Below are 5207 nucleotides of genomic sequence, written 5' to 3'. Positions count from 1 at the left end.
GGTGGGGCTGGTTAGGCGGCGCGGTAGGTGCCCTGCATCATCTGCAGGTACTTGATGCTGACTGCCTCCCAGCGTAGCAAGGCGGAATCCATGGCGGCAAAGGCGGGCTGCATGCATGCTTCAAAGGCCGGCAGCTTGTCTTCGTAGAAGGATTCCGCTGTTCCGGCGGGCAGCGCCTTCACTTGCCGACGGCTTTGGTTGAGGGCCGCGTAGGCGTCGCGCAACTCGAAGACAGCGCCGTCGAACTCTACCAGCAGCCGGCTCCACTCAATGCCGCAGGGCGTAGCGCCGCCGGTCGACGGGCGGCGGCTGTCCTGCCGGTCAAGCACGACCAGCTGCATGTTGCGCATCAGCCGCGCCACCCGCTGCATGTAGATTTTAACCGGGGCGGGTACTGATAGCTGCTCGTGCAACTGCCGGGCGGCCAGGGCGCGGAGCGAATCGGGCACAACGGGCGGGGCCTGCAGTACGGCCACCGGGGCGGAACTAGAAGGGAGCTGGAGCATCGTCGAAGTCTGAGCGGGTGGAAGTTCTGATAGCGGTGGCCATGGCATGCGCCTCGGCAGGGGCCGGCGTACTGGGGCTTGCGGCCATGGTGTCGAGGTCGGCGTAGCGGCCCTGGTCCATGCGCGAGCTGACCACCACGCTTGCCAGGGCGCCGTTGCGGTGCTTGGCGATAATGATTTCCGTCGTGTCCTTGGTCGGGTTGCCTTCCTCATCTTCACTGATGCCGTAGTATTCGGGCCGGAAGGGGAAGACAATCACGTCGGCATCCTGCTCAATAGCGCCCGACTCGCGCAGGTCCGACAGCATCGGCTTTTTGCTGCCGCCCCGCGTTTCCACGGACCGGCTAAGCTGCGAGAGGGCCAGCACGGGAATATTGAGTTCCTTGGCAATCATCTTCAGGCCCCGGCTGATCTGGCTGATTTCCTGCTCTCTGTTGCCGCCAGTGCCGTTGCCGCTCATCAGTTGCAGGTAGTCAACGACGATAAAGTCGAGCGGCGACTCAGCATGCATCTTGGCGGCCTTGGCCCGCAGCTCCCCGATGCTCATGCCGGGCGTGTCGTCGATGTGCAGACCCACGCTAAGCAGGGCCGCCGCTTTTTCCCGAATGGCCTCTGCCTCCTGCTCGCCTCCATCCAACAGGCCCTTGCGGAGTTGCGAGGTGGAATAGCCGGCTTCGGTGGCAATCATCTTCAGCACGAGTTGGGCGGCGCTCATTTCCAGCGTCACGATCAGGCCCCGGCGGCGCTGGGCATCGGCCGCTACCCGGGCCATGAACACGGCCAGCGTGGTTTTGCCCATGGCGGGCCGGGCGGCAATGATAATCAGGTCAGACGGCTGCCAGCCGCCGGTTACCCGGTCAAGCGAGGGCATGCCCGACGGCACCCCCGTAACGCCGCCCGGCATGCGGGTGGCCTGCACGATGGAGTCGACGACGCCATGATACAAGTCAGCCAGGCCCAGGGCGGGCTTTACCTGCAGCGTATCGTGCAGGCTGTTGATGCCGGTCTGAAACGTGCGCAGTAGCTCAAACGGGTCGGCCGTGGGGTCGCCGGACCGTTCGGCCAGCTCCCGGGCCATCTGGCCCATGCGGCGCTTGGCAAACAGCTCCATCAGAAACCGGGTGTGCGTGTCCATCTTGGCCGCCGAACCAGCATGCCCCACCAGCTGCATGATGTCGCCGCCGCCGCCGGCTTTACTGAGCTTACCGTCGCTGGTGAGCTGACGAATGACGCTGAGCGGGTCGACCGACTGGCCGGCCGCATGCAGGGCGGCCATGGCGGTGTAGATGTACTGGTGCCGTTCGTTGTAGAACACGGCCGGCCCCTGCCGTAGCAGGGCCAGGGCCGTGCGCAGGCCATGGGTATCGGTCAGCATAGCCCCGAGTACAGCCCGCTCCAGCTGCTCATCGTGTAAGGGTAGGTGGGTGAAGTTCACGATGGGCGGGGGCTAGAGGTAGAGGTTGGTTTTTTGGTCCTGCAGCTTGGCGGCGATGCTGTAGCCGGTGTGGGTGGGCGTCGGGGCCGGGCCGTTGAAGGATTGCACCGGCTTTGCGCCGGAGTAGCCGCCGGCGGGGGCCGAATCAATCAGGCGGCCGGCTTTCAGGTCGTTGTTGAGGAAGGTGCGGATAAAGGCGCGCCACTTATCGTCGCTTACTTCAATGCCCTTGTCGCGGCCCACGGTCTGAATCTGCAGCAGGTAGCGGGCCTTGTCTACTTTGGGGAAGCCAATCTCATCGAGGTAAGCGTAGAAGTTGGCAGCTAGAAAAATGGGCGCATCGTCGTAGCGGTACTCGACTACCTTGGCGGGCTTGTCAACTGGCGAAGCCTTCCCTTGCGCGCCTTGCTTGCTAGCCTGCTCTTCTCTTTTCAACTCTTCTCTACTCTTCTCTACTCTAAATGCTATAGGGGGGCTATTGGCCTCGCCAATGGGGTGGCTATCCGGTTCGGCATGGGGTGGCTTTAGCTCGGCTACTGGCACGGCCTCTGCGTCAACCGTAGCCTCGGCATTGGGCGCCCACCGTTTGGCGGCCCCGCGCTTGCCGGCTTCGGCCAGCGCGGCGCGCTTGGCGTCAAGTGATTCGAGCCGGCGGCGGACAGAAGTAGAGTAGAAGAAAGCGCCCTCTTCCTCGGTTTCAATCAGGCCGATTTCGAGTAGCGTATCTACCAATTTTCGCACATCAGTGGCGGGCATTGCCAAGTCGAGCGCCAGCCCCCCCAGCTTTGTATTACTAAGCCGATAGCCGGGGGCCATGCGCAGGTTTTCCACGATAGCCCACCACATTCCGTAGCCCGCCCACCCGCACTCGGCACGCAGCTCCAGGATGCGGGCGTTGCTTCGGGCCGTGGCTTCATGTTGTATCCAGGGATTCATATCTGCCGAAAAAAAAGAAACCGCCCGCCTCCGCACGTCATTGCGGGGGCTAAGGCGGCTTCGGTGCAAGGTGGCAGCCTTGTGAAGTCGTTGCAAAGGCTGATGACGCAGCCCGTTACTCGCGGTCAAGCCCCTGCCAGGGCCGTTCGCTGTTGCTTACTCCAAAGATACCACACGTGTAGTACACGTGCAAGTAAGAAGTAAGAAATACACGTGTATTTTTGCGGCCATGAATAAGACCGCCACGCGGGTAGCCCGCTCTGTTACCTTCACCTTCGACTCGGAGGAAGAAAAGGCCGCCTACCAGGCCCACGCCAAACGGCGCGGGCTGACACTGGCGGGCCTCATCAAGTCGCTGCTGGCGGCCGACCGTGCAGCCCTCCCCGCCCCCGCAGCACCTTCCGCCACTTGAGGCGGCGGGTGGGGCGCATCAGGCGGGGCGGGTTAGGTGGGGCTAGGCGGCAAGCGCGTGCTCGACCAACGCGGCAATAGCGTCGGGCACCTGCCAGATGCTGAGTGCGCCCTTGCAGCCGACTAGCCTTGGCAAAGGCCGCACATCGTAGAGCGTCCATGCCCAGCGCCGGGGGCCATAATCCCCACATGCGCGCTCTGTGTCACTCAATTCGCTGAACCCATCCGTCGGATTCATTTCGCCGACTTGGCAGGTGCCGACGATGCCGCCGCGTGGCAACGTGTCGAACGTCAAGCTGTGCTTGGCTAGAAGTGCCGAAACAATCGGATCTTTCTCAGCTACCTCCCGCGCCCACTTTGGCTTGCCGGCGCTTGCGGCAATGGCCAATGGGCCACGGTGTTTGGTGGTCCAGGACCGGGTTTCGTATGATTTGTAGCCAAGCATAATAAGCGTGGCGTAAGGCTGGATAAGGCTAATGGCTTTCATCAGTTCAGGTGTCTAACGCGTTCATGTATCCCGACCGGCCCGGCCAGCAGCGCCCGGCCCTGCGGTAGCGCCCGCCGCTGGCCGCGCTCGTCGGCGGTAACGGCCCACAGCCAGGCGGCGAACGCAGCCCGCCGCTGGCGTTGCCCGGTGGCGTGGGCGTGTAGGCGCCGGGCTAACACGGCGGGGCGGGGCTACCGGTGGCGGCTGGGGCCAACGCACGAAGCAGCACCCGCACCTGCCGCAGCTCGGCGGTGCGGGCGGCGCTTGAGTAGAGGCTGCCGAGTTCGGCGGCGCGTAGTTCGGCGGCGCGGGCCACCAGATCGGGGCGGCTCCAGCTGGCCGCGTTTTGGGGCGTGAGCTTCTTCATGCTTGTGGTTGGGGTTTGCTGGCCTCGTAAGCACCCCGGCCCACGTAGGCAATCAGGCGCGGGCGGTGCTGCTGGTGGCGTTAGCACAATGGGCGGGTGTCCCGGCGGCTCGTCTTGCGGCCGGCGGCGGCGCTCCAGCTCCAGCGTGGCGCGGCGTACCAGGGCCTGACCGGCGAACGAGTCGAGTAGGCCGGGCAGCTTGGCGGCCGATTCGAGTAGCCGGGCCACGTCGTGCGTGTCGAGTACGGACAGGTTGCGCTGGTTCCAGACGGTGATGAACTTGCGGTAGTTGAAGTTTTCGGTAGGCATGGCTAGGCGGTTTGTAGGATTTCGGAGACGTTCCTGGGCAGCTTCTTCAGGGCCACGTAGCCCTGCTGCTCCCGTAGCAGGTTCACCATCCGCAGCTGCGCGGCCGGACTGGCCGAGGCCATCTGGGTCTGGGTGTCGCGCAGCATCCCGATAATGAGCTGGTTGCGCTTCTTGACCTCTTTCAGCAGCCGGTTCACGCCGCCCATGATGCGGTCCTGCTTATTGGCGCTGCCGGCTACCTCTTCGGCCTGGGCATCGGTCAGGAACGGCAGCACGTCGGCGGCCGTGAAGTGCATGGCCTGCAGCTCGGCATCATAGGCTTCGTAGTGGCGCACGGCTTGGGCCATAAGGGAGCTAATAATCATGGTCTTGTCCACGGCGTCGGGGCTCAGCGTCTGGCCAATGAGGCGGGGCACGACTTGCCGGCCGAACTCATCGAGCTTCATGGTCGGCTTGGCGGCGGGGCGGATAGTGGGAAGGGTGGCGCTCATATCGTAGGGTCAGGTAGCAGCACCCAGCAGCCGAAGCCAGCCAGGCGCTTAGTGAAGTAATCCAGCTCCAGCACGTAAGGGGCTTCCTCGGGCTGGCCGGGGCGGGTGCGGGCCGCGTAAAGCGTATGCACCGGGGCGCGCTCCGGGCCGCTGGTAAGCCAGTACACCCGGCGGGTACACCCGTCCTGGGTGCTGCGGTATATGCCGGCCGGTGGCTTAGCTGGCATCATGCAGCCGAGCGGTAGCAGCCCGCATTTCGGCCAGC

Annotated in this window: 9 protein-coding genes; 1 reads left to right on the top strand and 8 read right to left on the bottom strand. The window is 64.2% G+C overall.

The window, feature by feature from the left end; translation table 11 throughout:
* Positions 1 to 11: 11 nt before the first annotated feature.
* From HW554_RS20020 to HW554_RS20010, 3 genes are read right to left on the bottom strand one after another with little or no spacing between them, the layout of a single operon-like run.
* Positions 12 to 506, bottom strand: a complete 495-nt coding sequence (locus HW554_RS20020; protein ID WP_176910300.1) for a hypothetical protein — start codon at positions 504 to 506, stop codon at positions 12 to 14.
* Positions 487 to 1941 carry a replicative DNA helicase gene (gene dnaB, locus HW554_RS20015; RefSeq protein ID WP_176910299.1) on the bottom strand — a complete coding sequence of 485 codons (1455 nt, stop codon included), beginning with the start codon at positions 1939 to 1941 and terminating at the stop codon, positions 487 to 489. The genes HW554_RS20020 and dnaB overlap by 20 nt, the downstream gene beginning before the upstream one ends.
* 12 nt (positions 1942 to 1953) lie before the next feature.
* Positions 1954 to 2877, bottom strand: coding sequence for a Lin1244/Lin1753 domain-containing protein (locus tag HW554_RS20010; RefSeq protein ID WP_176910298.1), 924 nt, complete (start codon positions 2875 to 2877; stop codon positions 1954 to 1956).
* A 229-nt stretch (positions 2878 to 3106) separates the two neighbouring features.
* On the opposite strand from HW554_RS20010, the gene HW554_RS20005 reads away from it, so the two are divergent.
* Complete coding sequence (locus tag HW554_RS20005) at positions 3107 to 3289, top strand: hypothetical protein (protein ID WP_176910297.1); 183 nt, start codon at positions 3107 to 3109, stop codon at positions 3287 to 3289.
* 42 nt (positions 3290 to 3331) lie between these two features.
* On the opposite strand, the gene HW554_RS20000 is transcribed toward HW554_RS20005, so the two are convergent.
* The 5 genes from HW554_RS20000 to HW554_RS19980 all read right to left on the bottom strand — a co-directional run.
* Entirely contained in the window at positions 3332 to 3775 is a 444-nt protein-coding gene (locus HW554_RS20000) for an ASCH domain-containing protein (RefSeq protein ID WP_176910296.1), read from the bottom strand.
* Positions 3775 to 3954 carry a hypothetical protein gene (locus HW554_RS19995; protein ID WP_176910295.1) on the bottom strand — a complete coding sequence of 60 codons (180 nt, stop codon included), beginning with the start codon at positions 3952 to 3954 and terminating at the stop codon, positions 3775 to 3777. Before HW554_RS19995 ends, HW554_RS20000 begins: the two co-directional genes overlap by 1 nt.
* Positions 3948 to 4451 carry a hypothetical protein gene (locus HW554_RS19990; RefSeq protein WP_176910294.1) on the bottom strand — a complete coding sequence of 168 codons (504 nt, stop codon included), beginning with the start codon at positions 4449 to 4451 and terminating at the stop codon, positions 3948 to 3950. The genes HW554_RS19995 and HW554_RS19990 overlap by 7 nt, the downstream gene beginning before the upstream one ends.
* A gap of 2 nt (positions 4452 to 4453) precedes the next feature.
* Positions 4454 to 4942: a hypothetical protein gene (locus HW554_RS19985; protein WP_176910293.1), complete on the bottom strand. Its 489-nt coding sequence runs from the start codon at positions 4940 to 4942 to the stop codon at positions 4454 to 4456.
* Positions 4939 to 5207, bottom strand: a 269-nt coding sequence (locus tag HW554_RS19980) for a hypothetical protein (RefSeq protein WP_218134804.1), incomplete at its 5' end; no start/stop codon positions are given. The genes HW554_RS19980 and HW554_RS19985, both read right to left, overlap by 4 nt.

Origin of the sequence: Hymenobacter lapidiphilus (assembly GCF_013377885.1) — a bacterium.
GTDB classification, from domain to species: domain Bacteria; phylum Bacteroidota; class Bacteroidia; order Cytophagales; family Hymenobacteraceae; genus Hymenobacter; species Hymenobacter lapidiphilus.
This window is presented reverse-complemented; position numbering and strand designations above follow the sequence as displayed.